This window comes from Kitasatospora sp. NPDC127116 (assembly GCF_042677365.1).
GTDB lineage: Bacteria > Actinomycetota > Actinomycetes > Streptomycetales > Streptomycetaceae > Kitasatospora > Kitasatospora lactacystinica.
The window spans coordinates 19,667-37,848 of sequence record NZ_JBHXTL010000047.1 but is presented as its reverse complement, the minus strand read 5'-3'; the positions used below and the strand labels follow the sequence as shown (position 1 = coordinate 37,848).

Sequence of the window (18,182 nt, the reverse complement as noted above, 5' to 3'; positions counted from 1 at the left end):
ACCGCGCCGCGGGTCGGCGGTGCAAATCGCCGACCCGCGTTCTCCTCTACGACAGATCCCTTTGGCCGGGTGCACGCCGGACGCGGACAGAACACTGGCATGCGCGTCGCCATCGTCACCGAATCCTTCCCGCCCGAGGTCAACGGAGTCGCCCACAGCGTGCTGCGGACGGCCGAGCACCTGGTCCGCCGGGGCCACCGGCCCCTCGTCGTCACCCCCGCACCGGCGCGGGGCGCCGAATGCCCGCCGGAGACCTTCGGCGGCACCCCGGCGGGCGAGATTCCCGTGGTGTGCATCCCGTCCGTCCCGCTGCCGGGATACCCGCAGGTGCGGATCGCCCTGCCCAGCCGGCAGCTGTCGGCCGCGATCGCCGGGCACCGTCCGGACATCGTCCACCTGGCCAGCCCCTTCGTGCTCGGCGCGCGCGGGATGCAGGTCGCGGCGCGGCTCGGGGTGCCCGCCGTGGCCGTCTACCAGACCGACCTGGCCGGCTACGCCCACGCCTACCGGGCCGGGCGGGGACTCGGGGAGGCCACCGCCTGGCGGCGGATCCGGGCCGTGCACCGCGCGGCCGCCCGCACCCTGGCGCCCTCCACCCCCGCCGCCCAGGACCTGACCGCGCACGGGGTGCCGCGGGTGCAGCTGTGGCCGCGCGGGGTGGACTCGGTGCGGTTCCACCCCCGGCACCGGGACGAGGCGCTGCACCGGGCGCTCGCCCCCGGCGGGGAGGTGCTGGTCGGGTACGTCGGACGGCTGGCCCCGGAGAAGCGGGTCGACCTGCTGGCCGCGGCCTCGGCACTGCCCGGCGTACGGGTGGTGGTCGTCGGGGACGGCCCCTCGGCGCCCGGGCTGAAGGCCTCGATGCCGGGCGCGGTGTTCCTCGGCCGGCGCACCGGTGACGAACTGGCCCGCTGCTTCGCGACCCTGGACGTCTTCGTGCACACCGGCCCGCTGGAGACCTTCTGCCAGACCATCCAGGAGGCGATGGCCAGCGGCGTACCGGTGATCGGCCCGGCGGCGGGCGGACCGCTGGACCTCGTCGCCCACCACCGCACCGGCCTGCTGGTACCGCCCCGGGACGGCGCGGCGGTGGCCCGCGCGGTGGCCGAGCTCGCCGCCGACCCGGCGCGGCGGGCCGGGTACGGGCAGGCCGGCCGGGCCGAGGTGACCGCGCGCACCTGGGAGGCGGTCGGGGACCTGCTGCTGCGGCACTACGCCGAGGTGCTGGCGGAACACCGCGGGCTGCCGCTGCCGGCCGCCGCCCCCGCGCCGGTCGAACCGGTGGCGCCCGTCCTGCCGGAGGAGCTGCCGGCATGACCCCCGTTCCCGACGACAGCGCACGGACGACCGGCGGGGCTCGGCCGACCGGTGGGGCTCCTCGGCCGGCCGGCGGGGCACCGAGGGCCGACGACGCGCCCAGGGCCGGCGAGGCGCTGACTATCGTCCGGCTGGCCAACTTCGTCACCCCGGTCTCCGGCGGCCTGCGCACCGCGCTGCGCCACCTCGGCGCCGGGTACCGGGCGGCCGGGCACCGTCCGGTGCTGATCGTCCCCGGGGAGCGGCGCTCCGAGGAGGAGACCGAGCAGGGGGTGGTCGTCACCCTGCCCGGCCCGGTGCTGCCGGCCGCCGGCGGCTACCGGCTGCTCACCGACCGGCGGGCGGTGGCCGCCGAACTGACCAGGTTGTCCCCCGACCGGCTGGAGGTGTCCGACCGCACCACGCTGCGCTGGACCGGCGCCTGGGCACGGCGGCACGGGGTGCGGTCGGTGATGGTCTCTCACGAGAGCGCGGCCGGGGTGCTGCGCACCTGGGGCCTGCCCGGCCCGCTGGCGGGCACGGCGGCCGACCGGCTCAACGCGGCCACCGCCCGCGCCTACGACGCGGTGCTCTGCACCACCGACTGGGCCGCCGCGGAGTTCCGGCGGATCGGCACCCCGAACCTGGTCCGGGCCCCGCTGGGGGTGGACCTTGAGGCGATGCGGCCACTGCCGCCGGCCACCTGCGCCGCCGAGCGGGCCCGCTACGCCGCTCCGGACGAGACGCTGCTGGTGCTCTGCTCGCGGCTCTCGGCGGAGAAGCGGCCCGAGCGGGCGATCGAGGCCCTGGCCGAGCTGCGCGCGCGGCGGCACCCCGCGGTGCTGGTGGTCGCCGGGACCGGCCCGCTGCGGGAACGGCTGGCGGCCCGGGCCGCACGGCTGCGACTGCCCGTACGCTTCCTCGGGCACCTGGGCGGGCGTGCCGAGCTGGCCCGGCTGCTGGGCTGCGCGGACGTGGTGCTCGCGCCCGGGCCGGTGGAGACCTTCGGCCTGGCCGCGATGGAGGCCCTGGCCTGCGGAACCCCGGTGGCGGTCAGCCGCTCCTCCGCGCTGCCCGGCCTGATCGGGCTCGCCGGAGCGACGGCCGTCGACACGGGCAGTGGATTCGCCTCCGCGGTACGGCAGTTGCTGGGGCGGCCGGAGGACCTGCGGCGGGCCGCCGCCCGGACGCAGGCCGAGCGGTACGGCTGGCCGGCGGCGGTGGCGGCGTTCCTGGCGGCGCACGGCGCGCACCACGACGAGGCGGTGGACGGGGGTCGGGACGAGCATGCTGGAAGCCGGGCGTGACCGGGCGGCGCGGGAGCGCCCCGCGGCGGGCGAACCACTGCGCTTCGTCGCGCTCGGGGACTCGCTGACGGAAGGGGTCGGGGACCGGGTCGGCGAGGGCTGGCGCGGCTGGGCCGCCGTCCTGGCCGACGCGCTGGCACCCGAGGGGCGGGCCGCGGAGTTCACCAACCTGGCGTACAGCGGGGCGCTCACCACGGAACTGACGATCCGTCAGCTTCCGCGGGCGCTGGCGCTGCGGCCGCAGCTGGCGGCCGTGGTGGTCGGCGGCAACGACACCCTGCGCACCGGCTTCGACATCCGGCGCGCCACGCTGGAACTGGACGCCACGATGGGGGAACTGTCCGGCCACGGCGCCAGGCTGCTGACCGCCTGCCTGCCCGACCCGGGCAGCCTGCTCCGGCTCCCGGCACCGCTCGCCCGGCCGCTGGCGCGCCGGATGCGGGCGGTCAACACCGTGGTGCACGCCCTCACCGAGCGCCACCGGGCGATACACCTGCACCTCACCGAACTGCCGTGGCTGGCCGAGCGCCGGCTGCTGAGCGTGGACCGCCTGCACCCCAGCGCCGAGGGCCACCACCTGATCGCCCTGCGGTTCCACGACCTGCTCACCGAGGCCGGCCACCCCCTCGGCCCACCGCCGGCCGCCGCCCCCGCCGAGGCCCCGCCGGGCCCGGCCGCCGACCTCTGGTGGATGGCCACCCGGGGCACCCGCTGGCTCGCCGCCCGCAGCACCGACCTGCTGCCGGGCCTGCTCGCCCTGGCCGCCGCCGAGGGCGTCGCCCGCCTGCGCGGCGGCAGCGGACGGCACGACGAACAGATGGCGCGCGCGGCGGCACAGGCGCTGGCCTCCCTGGGGTGAGGGGCCCGCGTCGGCCCCGCAACGACGGCTGTCCGAGGAGGAGTTCACCGGCGCCGGAACGTGGCACCGCGCGTGGTCCGAGGAGGAGCGCGCGACACTGCGCGGAAGCGTCGGGAGCAACCCCTGCCGGGCGTCCGGCGGACACCCGGAGGAGCCGCACCGCCCGGGTCCGGACGGGAACCGGCTCCGCGCCGTCGACGGGGTCCGGGTGCCGGTGACCACGCCGGACGGCCCCGGAGTACCGCCGTGGGCCGACCCGGACCGAACGCCGCGAGCGGCCGAACCGGGCGGCGCCGGGCCTCCCGATCGCCCGATCGTGGGGGATCGGGAGTGCCGCCCGGAGGGAACCGTAGAGGTGGGCCCGGTTGTCGTGTCCGGGGAGAACATGACGGAGGGAGTCGGGGTGGAGAACGCGGGCACGGTCGGCCGGGAGGTCCTGGCGGCGGCGGGGGTGCTGTTCCCGGATGGGGCCGGGCGGGTGCTGGTGGTGCGGCTGCCGTACGACCGGAAGCACCCGGTGGCGATCCCGGGCGGCGGGTGGGAGCCGGCGGACCGGTCGCCCCGGGAGACCGCCCTGCGGGAGATCCGGGAGGAGCTGGGCTTCACGCCCCGACTGGGACCGCTGGCCTGCGTGGACTGGGCGCTGCTGCGCCACGGCGACCTGCCGATCGTCGCGTACCTGTACTGGGCCGAGCCGCTGACGGCGGCGCAGGCGGCGGCGTTCCGGCCGGACGCGGCGGAGGTCGGCGGCTGGACCTGGCTGACGACGGAGCAGGCCGGGCACGCGCTGCCGCCCCGGTTGTCGCGCCGGGTGACGGCCTGCCTGCTGGCGCCGCGGGACGACGGGCCGCTGGAGCTGGAGGACAGCCGGCCGGTCGGGCACACGCTCCGGCGGCTGCCCGCCGACGGGCCGGTGCCCGCGTACACCGGGCTGGCCGCGGCGCCGGGGCTGACGCCGCCGACCGAGGAGCGGCCGGAGCCGCCGATGGACCGGGAGACCTACTACGCCACCCGGCCGCGCATCCGGGCCAAGGCGCGGGCGCTGTTCACCGATGCCGCCGGCCGGGTCCTGCTGGTACGGCTGCGACCGTGGGACGGGCCGCGCGGGCAGGTCCCGTACTGGACGCTGCCGGGCGGCGGGGTCGAGGCGGACCGGGAGATGCCCCGGGCGGCGGCCCGGCGGGAGATCCGCGAGGAACTCGGCTGGGAGGTCGAACCGGGGCCGCTGCTGGCGCTGGACTGGCAGCCGGGTGCGGCGGCCGACCCGGCGGCGGACCCGGCGACCGGCCGGGACACCGCCGTCCTGGTGTACGTGTTCGACGGCGGCACGGTGACGGAGCGGATGCTCGGCTCGATCGTGCTGCCGGAGGAGGAGCTGGTGGAGTGGCGGCTCTGCGATCCGGCCGAGGCACGGACGCTGCTGACCGGCCCGTCCTGGGACCGGACGGCCGCCGCGCTGGCCGCCCGGGAGCGGTCGGGCGGGCCGGCCGAGCTGGTGCGCGGGCAGGCCGCGGGGCCGGACCTGCCCCGGGGGTGAGCCCCGCCGGACGGAGCCCGGCGGCGGCCCGAACCACCGCCGGGGCCTCGCCCGTGACCCGCGCGGCCATGGCTCGCGCACCCGCGACCCGCGCACCCGCGACCCGCGCACCTGCGACCCGCGCGCCCGGGCGCCGCGCCGGGGTGGCGTCTCGGGGCGACTGTCCCAGGGTGGCGCCTCGGGGCGGCTGTCCCGGGGCGGTGTCCCGGGACAGCGCGTCAGACCTCCAGCTCGGCCTCGATCCGGCCCAGCTGGTGGCGGGCCATCGCGAGGTTGGCGCGCGCCTTGTCCAGTGCGAGGTAGAGGAACAGGCCCTTGCCGGTACGGCCGGTGAGCGGGCGGATCAGGTGGTACTGGCTGCTCAGGGTGATCAGGATGTCCTCGATCCCGTCCTGGAGGCCGAGCATGTCCATGGTGCGCATCTTGGCGCGGACCACGTCGGTGTTGCCGGCGGCGGCGACGTTGAGGTCCAGGCCGCCGGGGCCGTCGAGGGTGGCCAGCGCCATGCCGCTGTTGTAGTCCACCAGGGCCGCGCCGATGGCGCCCTCGATGCTGGTCATGGCCTGCTTGAGCGCGCCGGGTGCGTCGGTCATCTGGGTAACTCCCGTTCGGTGATGGGTGGTTCGGGACGGATGGGGACGATGGTTCGGTGGTCGGCCCGGGTCTGCCCGGGTCAGCCCGTGTCGCGCGGATCCTTGGGCACGAGGGCGTCGTTGAGCAGCCCCGCGATGCGCTGGGCGCTGCGGCGGGCCTCCAGGTGCAGCCGGCCGACGTTGACGTCGGGGTGCGCCAGCAGGGTCAGCACGCAGCTGCCGCCGGCCGCGTACGTGGCGACGTAGCCGTTCTCGCCGCGCACCAACGACTCGCGGAACTCGCCCTGACCGGTGGTGTCGGCGAGCCGCTGGGCCAGCGAGAGCGAGGCCGCCGTCATCGCGGCCAGTCCCGAGGGTTCGGTGCCGTGGGTGTCGTGCGCGACCAACAGGCCGTCCACGCTGGCCACCAGACCACCCGCGAGGTGCGGTACGCGGTGCTTGACGGCACGCAGTTCGGCGAGCAACTCGGTCTCCAAGGCGATCAGTTGTCTCCTTCCGACACGCTGCTTGAGTGCCCGCCTCATGGCCGGAACGACGGGGTCGCGGGCGGGGAATGGGTCAAAGTCGGGCCTCCAGAAGGTCTCGGATCCGGGTCAGCAGCGCGACGTCCGGATCGGGGACGGCCAGCGGGTGGGCCGCTGCCGTGATGGGCGGGCGTTCGGGGCACGTGGGGGCGTCGGTCCCGCTGCGGGCCGCCTCGGGGGCGGAGGCGGGAGTGGAAGCGGCAGCGGGGGCGGGAACGGCCGTGACCGGGGTGCCGGGGAGGCCGGCGCCCCGGAGGCTGGCGCCGGGGACCCGGCGGTGCAGCCCTCGGGCCGGTCCGCTCGCGGCCGGCGGGGGGACTTCGGGCCGGGGAGCGGTCGTCGGCCGCGCCTCGGACACCGGGACCGCCGCCGGGGCCTCCGGCGCCGCAGGTGCCGCAGGTGCAGCGGGCACCGCGGATGCCGGGGCGGGCGGGCGCGGCTCGTCGGGCGGGCGCGGGGCGTCCAGCAGTCCGGCGGCGGCCAGTCGACGGACATCGGCCGTCACCCCGAAGCCGGAGCGGCCGAGCAGCCGGGCCAGGTCCGCCGGGGTCCTGCGACCGTCGGCGTGGTCCAACAGCTCACGTCGCCGGCGGCCGCACGAGCGGTGGGACGACCGGCGGCCGCACTCGGCCGGGCGGACGGGCGCGGTGTCGAGCTGCGCCCACGGCCAGATCCCGTCGAGCAGTTTCCGGCGGCGCTCGACCTCGCGGCGGATCCGGGCCGGGTCGACCTCCGCGACCGGCCCGAGCCAGTGCCGGGCGTCGGCCTCGAACCGCCAGACGCCGCCGGCCGGGTCGGCCAGCACGAAGAACGCGGCGTCGAACAGCGTTCCCAGGTGGCCGAGTTCGAGCTCTCCCCGGGTGAGCAGCCGCCGTTCGACCAGCGCCTCGCCGACCCTCGCCCCCGGGCCGTGAGCCCGGAGCAGTTCCGCCCAGTCCTCGGGGGTGGTCCGACCGCAGCCGATGAGCAGGTCGGCCAGTCCGGGCGCCCGGAGGGACTCGGCGGCGGCCACCCGCCCGTCGACCAGGTGGAGGCTGCCGAGCGGCCCGCGCAGGGCGCCGGTGGCGCGGCGGTCGGCGAGCAGGGCGAGCGCCTCGCCCGGGGACCTCGGGGTGGCGGCCTCCGCCGGGGACGGCGGCGCGGTGCCGGTCGCGGCGGTCACGCGCTCACCCCAGCACCAGCTCCTCGGCGAGTGCCTGGAGGCGGAAGCGGGCGGCGGCGAGGTTGCCCTCCGCGCGGTCCAGCCAGAGGTGCAGGACGAGCCTGTTGTCGAAGACGGTGTCGATGAAGCGGATCAGGTGGTAGCTGCGGCCGGCGGTGACGATGATGTCCTCCAACGGGGCCCGCCGGTCCTCCGTCACGGTGAAGGTCTGGCTCTCAACGGCCGCCCGCACCAGGTCGGTTGCCTCGGCGGCGGAGGTCTCGTGCTCTCCGGTCGGGCTGTCCCCGAGGCTGCCGAGGGCGAGCCCGCTGCTCCAGTCGACCAGGCTCGCGGCGCGGGCCCCGTGGATCGCCATCGCTCCGGAGAGGCATTCGTCGATACCGGGCACACCGGCTCCTTCGCGGGGTCTGGGCGGCCGGGCGCAGCGCGGCACCGGCCGGTTCACCACCAGCAGTGGCTAGTTCGACACGGAAGGCTACTGCCGGATTCCATATGACGAACATTCCAATGGCATATTCACATCAGTAACGGCCAGTTCCAGCCAAGAACTGACGGCACATCAGACCGGATGCGACCTCGCCCCCACCGGTCGGCCAGGGAGGTTGGAGTACCGTTCACCGGCCACCTGGCACGGCACCTTGGCCGGTATCGAGCCCCAAGAGAGGGTTTCGAGCCCGAAAGTACGATAAGAGGGCGCGGGCGCGGAAGGCGAACACGACGAAGGGGCCCGCTCCGCTGGACGGAACGAGCCCCTTCGATGGGAGCGCCAGGCCCGGATCGCACGGACTCTCCCTACTGAAAGTAGGGCGTGCTCTGGTAGCACCGCTGACGCCTGTTCGAGATTCCGTTTCCCGGAAGATCACTTCCTCTCGACGGGGTGAACACTAGCAGGACATCACGCCTGGTCAGAAATCGTGGCCGGGCGAACGGCAGCGGCCCCGGGGCGAACGGGGCGAGGCGGGGCGCCCCCGGGCCGGGGGGCGAACCGGCGCCCGACCGGGGCTGCGCGCCGGGGCCGGACCAGGGCTGCGCGCCGGGGCCGGACCGGGCCCAGGGTCAGCCCAGCAGTGCCCGGTAGCCCTCGATCAGGGCGGTGAGCCCGAGCCCGAAGGCCCGGTCGGCACGCTCGCGCCCGGCGGGGACGGCGTCCAGGGCGTCGGCCAGCCGCGGGGTGGCGCCCCGGTCGACGGCGTCGACCATGACGTCCGGGGCGACCAGGTCCAGCGCCGAGCCCAGGACGAAGCTCTCCAGGGCGGTGATCAGTCCCATCACGTCCTGCGCGGCGAAGCCCGCGTCCTCCAGGGTGGCGACGGCCCGCTCGTACAGCTCGTGCATGAACGATTCGGCCAGCGGCGCGGTGGCGAGCAGCCGGATGATGCCGGGGTGCTCGGCGAAGGCGTCCCGGTAGGCGTGCGCCCAGGTGCACAGCGCGGCGTCCCAGGACTGGTCCCACATCGACTGCTCGCCGATCGTGCGCACCAGCTCGGCACGCATCAGGGCGACGATCTCGGCCCGGCCCGCGACGTGGTGGTAGAGCGCGGAGGGGCTGACCTTGAGCGCACCGGCCAGCGCGGGGATGGTGAGGTCCCCCGCCTCGTCGACCAGCCGCAGCGCGGTGTCCACGATGCGCTGCCGGTCCAGCAGGGGTGTGCGCGGCCTGGGCATGCCCGGTTCCTCACCTTCGGGGTCGCCGAGCGGCCCGTCGGCACCGGCAGACCAAGATCATCGTTATCCAAGCGTTACTGAACGGCTTTCAGTAAAACTCTTCCGCACCCGCCGGTGCCGCGCCTACGGTAACCGAACCCCATTCGGTTAGGCAGGCCGCGCACCCGTCGGCCCGCCCTGCCCCGGAGAGGACCCACACCCCCGCATGCGTGCCGAAACGATCTTCACCGGCGGCCGGATCCACACCGGAGACCCCGCCCTCCCCCGCACCCACGCCCTCGCCGTCGGCGCGGGGCGGATCGCCGCCCTCGGCGACGCCGCCCTCGCCCTGCGCGACGAAGGCACCGAGACCGTCGACCTCGACGGCGGCGCCCTGCTGCCCTCCTTCGGCGACGGACACGTCCACCCGCTGCTCGGCGGCATCGGCCTGCGCGGCGCGCCGGTCCGCGACTGCACCAGCCTGGAGCAGGTCGTGGCGGCCGTCCGCGACTGGGCGCAGCGCCACCCCGAGGCCGAGTGGATCACCGGCGACGCCGTCGACCCGTGGCTGGCCGAGGGCGGACTGTTCGACGCCCGACTGCTCGACGCCGCCGTCCCGGACCGCCCGGTGCTGCTGCGCACCATGGACCACCACACCGGCTGGGCCAACAGCGAGGCGCTGCGCCGGGCCGGGTACGGGCCGGACACCCCCGAGCCGGTGGGCGGCGAGATCGTCCGCCGGCCGGACGGCAGCCCGCTGGGCACCCTGCGCGAGTTCGGTGCGCTCAACCCCGTCCTCGCGCTCGTCCCGCCGCCGCCGTTGGCCGAGCAGGTCGCCGCACTGCGGGAGAGCACCGCCGCGCTAGCGGCCGCCGGGATCACCTGGCTCCAGGACGCCTGGGTCGAGCCCGCGCAGGTGGACACCTGGCTGGCGGCCGTCGCCGAGGAGGGCCTGCCGGTCCGGGCCGGGCTCGCCCTGCTGCTCGAACCGGACGGCTGGCGCGAGCGGCTCCCCCGCCTGGCCGCCGACCGCGACCGGGTCGAGGCCGCCGGGCACGGGCGGCTCACCGCGCGGGCGGTCAAGTTCTTCGCCGACGGGGTCATCGAGTCCGGGACGGCCGCGCTGCTGGAGCCGTACAGCGACTGCCCGCACTCCCACGGCGTCGCCAACTGGACCGGCGCCGAACTGGCGGAGGCCGTCACCGCCGTGGACGCGCTGGGCTTCCAGCCGCACATCCACGCGATCGGCGACCTCGGCGTACGGATCGCGCTGGACGCCGTCGAGGCCGCCGCCCGCCGCAACGGGCCGCGCGCCCGCCGGCCGGTGATCGCCCACGTGCAGCTGGTCCACCCCGACGACCTGCCGCGCTTCGCCGAGCTCGGCGTGATCGCCAACTTCGAGCCGCTCTGGGCACAGACCGACCCGCTGATGACCGAGCTCACCCTGCCCCGGATCGGCCCGGAGCGCGGCTCCCGGCAGTACCGGATCGCCGCCCTGCTGCGCGGCGGCGCCCGGGTGTCCTTCGGCAGCGACTGGCCGGTCACCCGTTACGAGCCGCTGGCCGGGCTGGCCACCGCCGTCACCCGGCAGACCCCGGGCGGCCTGCCGGACGGCGGCTGGCTGCCCGAGGAGCGGATCGGGCTCGCCGAGGCGCTGGCGGCGTACTCGGCGGGTGTGGCGCACCAGGCCTTCGAGGAGGCCGAGTGGGGTGTGCTGCGACCGGGCATGCGGGCCGACCTGGTGCACCTGGCCACCGACCCCTACGCGGTGCCGGCCGGTGAGCTGGCCTCGATCGGGGTGGCGGGCACCTGGCTCGGCGGGCGGCGCACCCACGGCGGCCCGCCCGGTGGCGCCGACCGCTCGACCCGCTGAGGCGCCCCGCTCCCCCCCGGCCGACCCGGCCGCCCCGGCCGACCCGGCCGCCCCGGCAAACCCCAGCCGCCCCGACGGACTTCCCGACCGGTTCCGGCCGTCCCCCACGGCGGCCGTGCCTCGTTCCCCGGTCGGCGGCCGGCGCGTGTCCGCCGCCGACCGTCGCTTCCTCGTTCGCACGACCTCAGGAGAGCTCCCCCATGAACCCGCCCTCCGACGCGGCCTCCTCCTCCGCGCTCCGTCCCCCCGGCTCCGCTGCCGCTTCCGGCTCCGCCACCTCCACGTCCGCCTCCCCGGGCTCCCCGGGCTCCCCCGGCGGCTCCGGCGGCTCCGGCGGCCTGGGACGCGGGGTGCTCGGTACCGGCGACATCGTCTTCTTCGTCGTGGCCGCCGCCGCGCCGCTGACCGTGATGGCCGGCGTGGCACCGTTCGCGATCTCCTTCGGCGGCATCGGCACGCCGGTCGCCTACCTGGCCACCGGCGTGGTGCTGGCGCTCTTCGCGGTCGGGTTCACCGCCATGACCGCGCACATCCGCAACGCCGGCGCCTTCTACGCGTACGTCACCCGCGGCCTCGGCCGGGCGGCCGGGCTGGGTGCGGCACTGCTCGCGGTGCTCTCGTACAACGCCATCCAGATCGGGATGTTCGGCGCCTTCGGGTTCTTCGCCCGCACCACCGCCGCCGACCTGCTCGGGCTGGACCTGCCCTGGCCGGTCTGGGCGCTGTTCGGGGTCGCGGTGGTCTGGTTCCTCGGCTTCCGCTCGATAGACCTCGGGGCCAAGGTGCTCGGGGCGCTGCTGATCGCCGAGACCGGCATCCTGCTGGTGCTCGCGGTGGCGGTGCTGGTCAAGGGCGGGGCGCACGGGCTGAGCCTGTCCTCGTTCGCCCCCGAGCACGTGCTCTCCGGGGGGATGGGCGGCGTGCTCGGACTCTCCTTCGCCGCGTTCATCGGCTTCGAGGCCACCGCGATCTACCGTGAGGAGGCCCGGCAACCGCACCGGACCGTGCCGCGCGCGACCTATGCCGCTATCGCCTTCCTCGGCCTCTTCTACACCTTCGTCACCTGGATGATCGTGCAGGCCTTCGGCGACACCGAGGCCGTCGCCGCCGCCACCGCCGACCCGGCCGGGATGTTCTTCACCGCGATGACCGACTACGTCGGCGGCTGGGCGACGGAGGTGCAGCGGGTGCTGATCGTCACCAGCCTGCTCGCGGCACTGCTCGCCTTCCACAACACCATCACCCGGTACGGCTACGCGCTGGCCAACGAGCGGGCCGCCCCGGCCGCCCTCGGCCGGATCCACCCGCGCCACGGTTCGCCGTGGATCGGCGGCATCGCGCAGTCGGTGCTGGCGGCGGTGGCCGTCGGGGTGGCGGCGCTGATCGGGGCGGATCCGTACAACCAGTTCTTCCTCTGGGTGAACTCCCCAGGGGTGGTGGGCATCCTGGTGCTCCAGGCGCTGGCCGGCCTCGCCGTGTTCGCCTTCTTCCGCCGCAACCGGGCGGCCGCCACGAGCGCCGGGGTGTTCCGTACGGCCGTGGCACCGCTCGCCGCCACCGTGCTGCTGTGCGGGGCCACGGCGCTGGTGGTGTGGCGGCTCGACCTCTTCACCGGCGCCGGCCCGGAGGTCAACTGGCCGCTGGTCGCGATCGTGCCGGTGGTCTTCCTGACCGGCGTCGGGATCGCCCTGCGGCTGCGGGCCCGGCGGCCGGAGGTGTACGCGCGGCTCGGGACGACCGAGGTCGACGCGGGCTGAGCCACGGGCGACGGGCGGGGGACGGGCGCCGGGCGCCGGGCCGGGGGCGGGGGACGTGCCGAGGGCGGGGACGGGCGCCGGGCGACGGGCAGGCTGCGGGCCCCACGTACCAGCTCCGACCCGGCCCTCGCCTGGTCAGATCTGGCCGACGGCCTCGGCGAGGAGCCGGTAGGAGTCGAGCAGCGCGGTGCGGTCGTAGGTGCTGGTGGTGACCAGGAACTCGTCCGCCCCGCTGCACTCGACCAGCTTCGCCAGCTCGGCGGCGGCCTGCTCCGGGGTGCCCGCGATGTGGCCCTTGAGCGACTGCTCGAACGCGGCCCGCTCCCGGGCGGTCATCGCCCGGGCCCGGATCTCGGCGGCGGAGGTCAGCGGCGGGAACTCGCCGTGGGTGCGGGAGTACGCGCCGGACCAGGCCTCCGGGACGAGCAGCTCGCACGCCCGCTCGGCCGTGTCGGCGACGGCCACCGTGCCCGAGACCACCACGTACGGCTCGGCGGCCTGCGCGGACGGACGGAAGCGGGCGCGGTAGCGGTCGATCGCCTCCAGCATCCGGTCCACTCCGCGCGGGGCGGCGATCACCAGCGGCAGTCCCGCGTCGGCGGCCAGGTCGGCGCCCGTGCCGGTGGCCAGGACGAAGGCCGGGACGTGCAGGCCTTCGGCCGGACGGGCGTGGACCCCGCGGTTCGCCGGCTGCGAGCCGTCGAAGTAGCCGAGCAGTTCGGCCAGCTGGGCACCGAACGCGTCCGCGGCGTCCTTCTCCCGCCCCAGCGCCCGCCGGACACCGTCGGTGAAGCCCACCGAGCGCCCGAGCCCCATGTCGATCCGCCCCGGGAACAGTGCGGCCAGCACCCCGAACTGCTCGGCCACCACCAGCGGCTGGTGGTTGGGCAGCATCACCCCGCCGGTACCGACCCTGATGCGCGTGGTGGCGGCCGCCACCGCCGCAGCGAGCACGGTGGGCGCCGACCCGGCCACCCCCGGCACGCCGTGATGCTCGGAGACCCAGAACCGGTGGTAGCCGAGCCGCTCCACCTCACGGGCGAAGGCCACGGTGCTCCGCAGTGCCTGGGCCGGCTCCTCGCCCTGTCTGGTCCGGGAGCGGTCGAGCACGGAGAGCCTGGTCGTGGGCGCGGCAGTGGTCACGTCGTCGGACAACGCCTGCGCCCCGCACGGGCATTCCCCGTGCGACCGGGCCGCGGCCGACGGCCTGCCGGTCAGTCGCCCGCTCCGGGTATTCGGCCCGGACGCGTGTCCGTGGCCTCGGCCCTGACCGGGGCCGGTGCCGGTGCCGGGGCGGTGACCTGGGCCGGGGCCGTGACTTTGGCGTGGGCCTTGCGGCGGCCCCAGGGCTTGTACACCGAGAGGATCACGTTGAACAGGTAGAGCGTCAGCGCCACCGCCGGAACGATCACCGTGTTGTAGCGGACGAAGCCGAGGTCCGCCACCGTGATCGGGCCGGTCGGGTGCGCCTCCACCACCCGCACCGCGTCGTGCAGCCGGTCGGTGAGGGCGAGGACGGAGGCCGTCATCGCCCCGAGTGTCAGCCAGAACTTGGTACTCACCCAGTAGTACCGGAACAGCCCCCAGGACGTGCCGAGCCCGAGCGCCACCCCGCTCAGGAAGGTGAGCAGGCTCAGCGGCAGGATCAGCGCGTCACCGAGCAGGCCCATCGCCCGGTAGGCGGTGCGCAGCCGGTCGGCGTCCCCGGTCGTCAGGGCCGTCACCGCCAGGGTGAGCAGGCAAAGCATCAAGGCCAGCCAGCTCACCGAGGCGACGACGTGCAGGACGACCAGCGGTTTGCGCACCGCCGGCGGCAGGCGGCGGCCCCCGGACGCGGGTGCCGCCACCCGCCGTGGCGTCGGTTCGGACGCCGCGACGGCGCCGGTGGGCGAGCGCACGGGTACCTCCTTCGAGTCGGGGTCACCAGGACGGCCCCAGACTCTCCCGTCCCTGCCTCATCCGGCATCTGACGGTGGAAGTAACCTCGTCTACTCCCGAGCGAGTACACAGCCTCGGCGTGGCACCGGCGACGCCTCCCCCGGGAGCAGCACCGCCCCTCAGTCGGTCACCGCGAACCCCTGCGCCGCGCCCAGCCGCTGCAGCGAGGCCGGGCCGGGGATCCCGTCCGCCGCCCCCGCCTCGTACCCGCAGCTCCGCTGCCAGGCCGCGTACGCGGAGACCGTCCGGCTGCCGAACGAGCCGTCCACCCAGCGCTGGTCGAGCAGTCCCTCGTCCACGAGCGCCTGCTCCACGATGGCCGCCTCGGCCGGGTAGGTCAGGTGCCCCTGCTCGGCCCCCGGGTCGGTCCGGGCCGCCTCGATCACGTGGGCCACCGAGACCGTCCGCTGCCCGGGCAGGTAGCCGAGCAGCCGGCGCAGCGAGCCCGCGCCCGGGACGCCGTCCGCCGCCTGCCCGGAGTAGCCCAGACTCCCCTGGTAGTCCGAGTAGTTCTCGGTGTCCGCGTCCGTCCAGTTCGGGCCGGGGCCGGAACGGTAGTGGTCGCCGAAGCCGTGCGCGACCAGCGCCCGCCCGACGGCCGTCACCTGGTAGCCCTGGGCCCCGTAGCCGTACGCCAGGCCGTTGATGCTGACCTGGTAGCGGGCGGGCGCGGCGGGGGGCACCGGGTGCTGCTGGGAGGGCGGGATGTCCGGGGAGCCGGGCCCGGCCGTGACGTCGGGCCAGGAGCCCGGGTCGGTGTGGTCGTTGTAGGGCACGTGGGCATGCGCGTACCAGCCGCCGAAGGCCTCCCAGGTCCGCTCGTCGCGGTGGCCGGAGAAGTCGGTGGGCCGGCCCATCGGCCAGATGTCGGGCACGCCCCAGGAGGAGATCCAGGCGTGGATGCGGTCCCAGCCCGCGCACGGGGTGTCGACCAGCCGCGGGTAGACGCCGCCCTGGTAGCGGCAGTAGGGGAAGAAGACCGCCTCGATCTGGATCACCACCCGCCCGGCCCGGTTGGTGCGGGTCGGGCTCTCGGCGGGGCTGAGCAGGCTCTTCGAGCGGGAGTCGGCCGGGAACAGCTGCGCCGTGCGGCCGCTGAACGGGTCCCAGACCAGGTGCGGCGCGCTGCCGGCGCCGCTGCCGGTGAAGTAGCCGACCAGGTCCTCGTAGGGGCACCAGTCCTGCGGTGCGGCGGCGGTCGCGTTGCGGTCCCAGGTGATGTGGGCGATGGCCTTCGGCGGGTACTGCTGATCGGTCGGCGCGTGGTCGCCGAGGTCGTGGATCTCGGCACCGGGCAGCCACGGTTCGGGCATTGCGGGCTCCTCCGAACGGCGTAAGGGCATCACTTCCGGTATCGGCAGGTACGGCTCGCGGATTGACCCCGACGGCGCAAATGCCCGGCGGTGAACCCCCCGTGCCCGTCCGGACGTTCGACTCTGCAGGGGGCGTTCGCCCCCGTGTGCGATTCCGGCGCCCGTGCGGGGGCGGTGGATCGCGCGGGAGGGGGCGCATTGCACCCCGCCGGGGCGCCGCTGTCAATCGTTGACATCAAAAGTGGTCTAGTCCACGGTAGTCCGGCGGACCGGCACCAGCCCGCGCCCGGGATCTCCCTGTGCGCCCAACTGGCCTCCGTGGAACCGAATCTGACGATCCGATGGAGAAATCCGCACCATGCAAAGAGTCTGCCTCGCCCTGCCCACCATGCGGCCCTGCCCCGACACCATCGCGGAACTCGCCGAGGAGGCGGCCTACGCCGTCGCGACCTTCGGGGTCGAGGTGCACCTCCTCGTCCTCGACACCACCGACGCCGTCGGGTTCGCGGAGAACGCGGGCGCCGTGGCCGCGCTGGAGCCGACCCCCGGCGTGGCCGTCCACCACCTGGGCGAGGCGGGGCAGCGGGAGTTCCTGCGCCGGGTGTCCGAGCGCTCCGGCGCCGCCGACCCCGAACTGCTGCTCGACCTGATGCTCCCGCGGGCCGTCGCGTACGGCTCCTGCGTCAACCGGCTCTTCCTCGGCGCGGCCGCCCTGGGCTGCACCTCGGCGCACCTGCGCAACGACGACGCCGACTTCCAGGTCGTCGACGGCCGGAAGGTCTTCCCGATCCACCACGAGCTGCTCTCGATCGGCCGCCCGGCCGGCGAGGCGGCGGCCGGCGTGTCGCGCTCCGAGCTCGACCCGGCCGACGCGGACAAGCCGGTGATGCTGGTCAGCGGCTCCTTCATCGGCGAACTCAACGTGGACATCAGCGAGATCCACGAGATGGACCCGGCCGTCTACCGCGACGTGGTGCGCCTGTGGACCCCGCCGGTGTGGTCGGAGGAGGAGAGGGACGCGATGGTGGACGTGTCCTTCAAGGGCGCCGGCTCCGAGCCGTTCAGCACCGACGAATCCGTCCTCGGCGTGCCCGACATCTGGGACGTCTACATGTGCAACATCGCCCTGGACCACCGGGCCTACGAGGTGCTGCCGCTGCTGCCCTCGATCGAGACCATCGGCAGCGACTACGCCCTGCTGCACGCCATGGTCCACTCCCGGCTGCCCGGCGTCGTCCACAACCGCCACATCGTCAACTACTACACGCCCGAGCGCCGCACCGGCACCGGCTTCGTCTCCTACCAGATGCGGTTCGTCAAGTTCCTGCTCTCGATGCTGTACCTGTACCCGGTCTACGGCGGGATGATCGACCTCGGCCGCGGGCTGCTGGACGAGCGGCACGGACTGAAGGTCGAGCCGATCATCGACCTGGTGCGGGGCAGCGTCGACTGGGACCCGGCCGGGAACGTGCACTGCCTGGACGTCCTGGACCGCTCCTACCGCAAGCTGGGCGGCAAGTACGCCGAGCTCGCGGACGTGGTGGCCGGGCAGCGGCAGCAGCTCCTGGACGAGGCCCGGCAGGACGCCGAGCGGTGGGCGGTGCTGGTGGAGGCCTGGGCGCCGATGGTGGCCGCCGCCCGCGCGGAGGGGCTCGACGCCGGCACGGACGGCGCGGACGCCGGCACGGAGGCGCCGGCCCGGTGAGCGAGGACCTCCGGATCCGGCAGCTGGCCGACGACGACTGGGACGCCGTGGTCGCGCTGGAGCACGACGCCTACGCGGCCGACGGCCTGTCCGAGGGCCGGGAGGCGCTCCAGTCGCGCGCCCGCAGCTCGCCCGGCACCTGCTTCGTGCTGGAGCAGCGCGGCGTGGTGCGCGGCTACCTGCTGAGCCTGCCCTACCCGCCGCTGCGCTGCCCGGACCTCAGCCGCCCGGAGGAGCAGGCCTTCCGCTCGACCAACCTGCACGTGCACGACCTGGTGATCGCCGAGGACCTGCGCGGACGGGAGGTCGCGCTGGGCTTCATCCGGCACTTCCGGGAGCACGCGAGCGGGCAGGGCTACGAGCGGATCTCGATGGTCGCGGTGCGCGGGGCGGACATCCTGCTGCGGCTGCTCGGCTACCGGGCGCACCGGGAGGTGCCGGTGCCCGCCTGCTACGGGCGACGGGCGGTGTACATGTCGATGCCGGTGCGCTGACCTGCGCGGATACGCGGACGGATGATCACTCGTTCGGCCCAGTTCGACCGGCGAGGATCACCCCGTCGGGTGAAGCTGGTGGCGGGGGCGCCCCCCCGCCGCCGCCCCCCCGACACCCCCACCCGCGCCCGCCTACCCCGGCGACCCCCATAAACGCCCAGCCCTCCCCCAAGTAAACAA

Annotated in this window: 16 protein-coding genes; 8 read left to right on the top strand and 8 right to left on the bottom strand. The window is 75.5% G+C overall.

Annotated features, from left to right (window positions below):
* The first annotated feature begins 99 nt into the window (after positions 1–99).
* The 4 genes from ACFVHV_RS20240 to ACFVHV_RS20225 all read left to right on the top strand — a co-directional run bounded on the left by ACFVHV_RS20240 (position 100) and on the right by ACFVHV_RS20225 (position 4,999).
* Positions 100–1,317, top strand: coding sequence for a glycosyltransferase family 4 protein (locus tag ACFVHV_RS20240; protein ID WP_380352494.1), 1,218 nt, complete (start codon positions 100–102; stop codon positions 1,315–1,317).
* The gene (locus ACFVHV_RS20235; RefSeq protein WP_380352492.1) at positions 1,314–2,603 is read left to right on the top strand and encodes a glycosyltransferase; all 1,290 of its coding nucleotides are present in this window, start codon (positions 1,314–1,316) and stop codon (positions 2,601–2,603) included. The genes ACFVHV_RS20240 and ACFVHV_RS20235 overlap by 4 nt, the downstream gene beginning before the upstream one ends.
* A complete protein-coding gene (locus tag ACFVHV_RS20230; protein WP_359898242.1) occupies positions 2,584–3,462 on the top strand; it encodes an SGNH/GDSL hydrolase family protein in 879 nt (292 codons plus the stop codon). The genes ACFVHV_RS20235 and ACFVHV_RS20230 overlap by 20 nt, the downstream gene beginning before the upstream one ends.
* A 385-nt stretch (positions 3,463–3,847) precedes the next feature.
* Positions 3,848–4,999: an NUDIX hydrolase gene (locus ACFVHV_RS20225; RefSeq protein ID WP_359898243.1), complete on the top strand. Its 1,152-nt coding sequence runs from the start codon at positions 3,848–3,850 to the stop codon at positions 4,997–4,999.
* Between the two features lie 218 nt (positions 5,000–5,217).
* On the opposite strand, the gene ACFVHV_RS20220 is transcribed toward ACFVHV_RS20225, so the two are convergent.
* The 5 genes from ACFVHV_RS20220 to ACFVHV_RS20200 all read right to left on the bottom strand — a co-directional run bounded on the left by ACFVHV_RS20220 (position 5,218) and on the right by ACFVHV_RS20200 (position 8,943).
* Positions 5,218–5,592, bottom strand: coding sequence for a hypothetical protein (locus ACFVHV_RS20220; protein ID WP_359898244.1), 375 nt, complete (start codon positions 5,590–5,592; stop codon positions 5,218–5,220).
* 80 nt (positions 5,593–5,672) lie between these two features.
* Entirely contained in the window at positions 5,673–6,068 is a 396-nt protein-coding gene (locus ACFVHV_RS20215; protein ID WP_359898245.1) for a roadblock/LC7 domain-containing protein, read from the bottom strand.
* A gap of 82 nt (positions 6,069–6,150) precedes the next feature.
* On the bottom strand, positions 6,151–7,278 hold the full coding sequence (locus ACFVHV_RS20210; RefSeq protein WP_380352490.1) for a hypothetical protein: 1,128 nt from the start codon (positions 7,276–7,278) through the stop codon (positions 6,151–6,153).
* A 4-nt stretch (positions 7,279–7,282) separates the two neighbouring features.
* Complete coding sequence (locus ACFVHV_RS20205) at positions 7,283–7,666, bottom strand: hypothetical protein (protein WP_359898247.1); 384 nt, start codon at positions 7,664–7,666, stop codon at positions 7,283–7,285.
* A 668-nt stretch (positions 7,667–8,334) separates the two neighbouring features.
* Entirely contained in the window at positions 8,335–8,943 is a 609-nt protein-coding gene (locus ACFVHV_RS20200; RefSeq protein ID WP_380352488.1) for a TetR/AcrR family transcriptional regulator C-terminal domain-containing protein, read from the bottom strand.
* 205 nt (positions 8,944–9,148) lie between these two features.
* Here ACFVHV_RS20200 and ACFVHV_RS20195 point away from each other — a divergent pair, with 205 nt between their 5' ends.
* Both ACFVHV_RS20195 and ACFVHV_RS20190 read left to right on the top strand, forming a co-directional pair.
* On the top strand, positions 9,149–10,795 hold the full coding sequence (locus tag ACFVHV_RS20195) for an amidohydrolase (RefSeq protein WP_380352486.1): 1,647 nt from the start codon (positions 9,149–9,151) through the stop codon (positions 10,793–10,795).
* Between the two features lie 200 nt (positions 10,796–10,995).
* Positions 10,996–12,552 (top strand): APC family permease, encoded by a 1,557-nt coding sequence (locus ACFVHV_RS20190; RefSeq protein WP_380352485.1) that lies wholly within the window; start codon positions 10,996–10,998, stop codon positions 12,550–12,552.
* A gap of 135 nt (positions 12,553–12,687) precedes the next feature.
* Here ACFVHV_RS20190 and ACFVHV_RS20185 read toward each other — a convergent pair whose 3' ends face one another.
* The 3 genes from ACFVHV_RS20185 to ACFVHV_RS20175 form a co-directional block, all read right to left on the bottom strand.
* Positions 12,688–13,695 (bottom strand): LLM class flavin-dependent oxidoreductase, encoded by a 1,008-nt coding sequence (locus ACFVHV_RS20185; RefSeq protein ID WP_359898257.1) that lies wholly within the window; start codon positions 13,693–13,695, stop codon positions 12,688–12,690.
* Between the two features lie 71 nt (positions 13,696–13,766).
* Positions 13,767–14,450: a DUF2269 domain-containing protein gene (locus ACFVHV_RS20180; protein WP_380352483.1), complete on the bottom strand. Its 684-nt coding sequence runs from the start codon at positions 14,448–14,450 to the stop codon at positions 13,767–13,769.
* Positions 14,451–14,609: 159 nt separating this feature from the next.
* Positions 14,610–15,803 carry a peptidoglycan-binding protein gene (locus ACFVHV_RS20175; RefSeq protein WP_359898252.1) on the bottom strand — a complete coding sequence of 398 codons (1,194 nt, stop codon included), beginning with the start codon at positions 15,801–15,803 and terminating at the stop codon, positions 14,610–14,612.
* 358 nt (positions 15,804–16,161) lie between these two features.
* Between ACFVHV_RS20175 and ACFVHV_RS20170 the strand changes: the two genes are divergently transcribed.
* Both ACFVHV_RS20170 and ACFVHV_RS20165 read left to right on the top strand, forming a co-directional pair.
* Positions 16,162–17,508 carry a DUF6271 family protein gene (locus ACFVHV_RS20170; RefSeq protein WP_380352481.1) on the top strand — a complete coding sequence of 449 codons (1,347 nt, stop codon included), beginning with the start codon at positions 16,162–16,164 and terminating at the stop codon, positions 17,506–17,508.
* Positions 17,505–18,002 carry a GNAT family N-acetyltransferase gene (locus tag ACFVHV_RS20165; protein WP_380352479.1) on the top strand — a complete coding sequence of 166 codons (498 nt, stop codon included), beginning with the start codon at positions 17,505–17,507 and terminating at the stop codon, positions 18,000–18,002. Before ACFVHV_RS20170 ends, ACFVHV_RS20165 begins: the two co-directional genes overlap by 4 nt.
* The last annotated feature ends 180 nt before the right edge of the window (positions 18,003–18,182 follow it).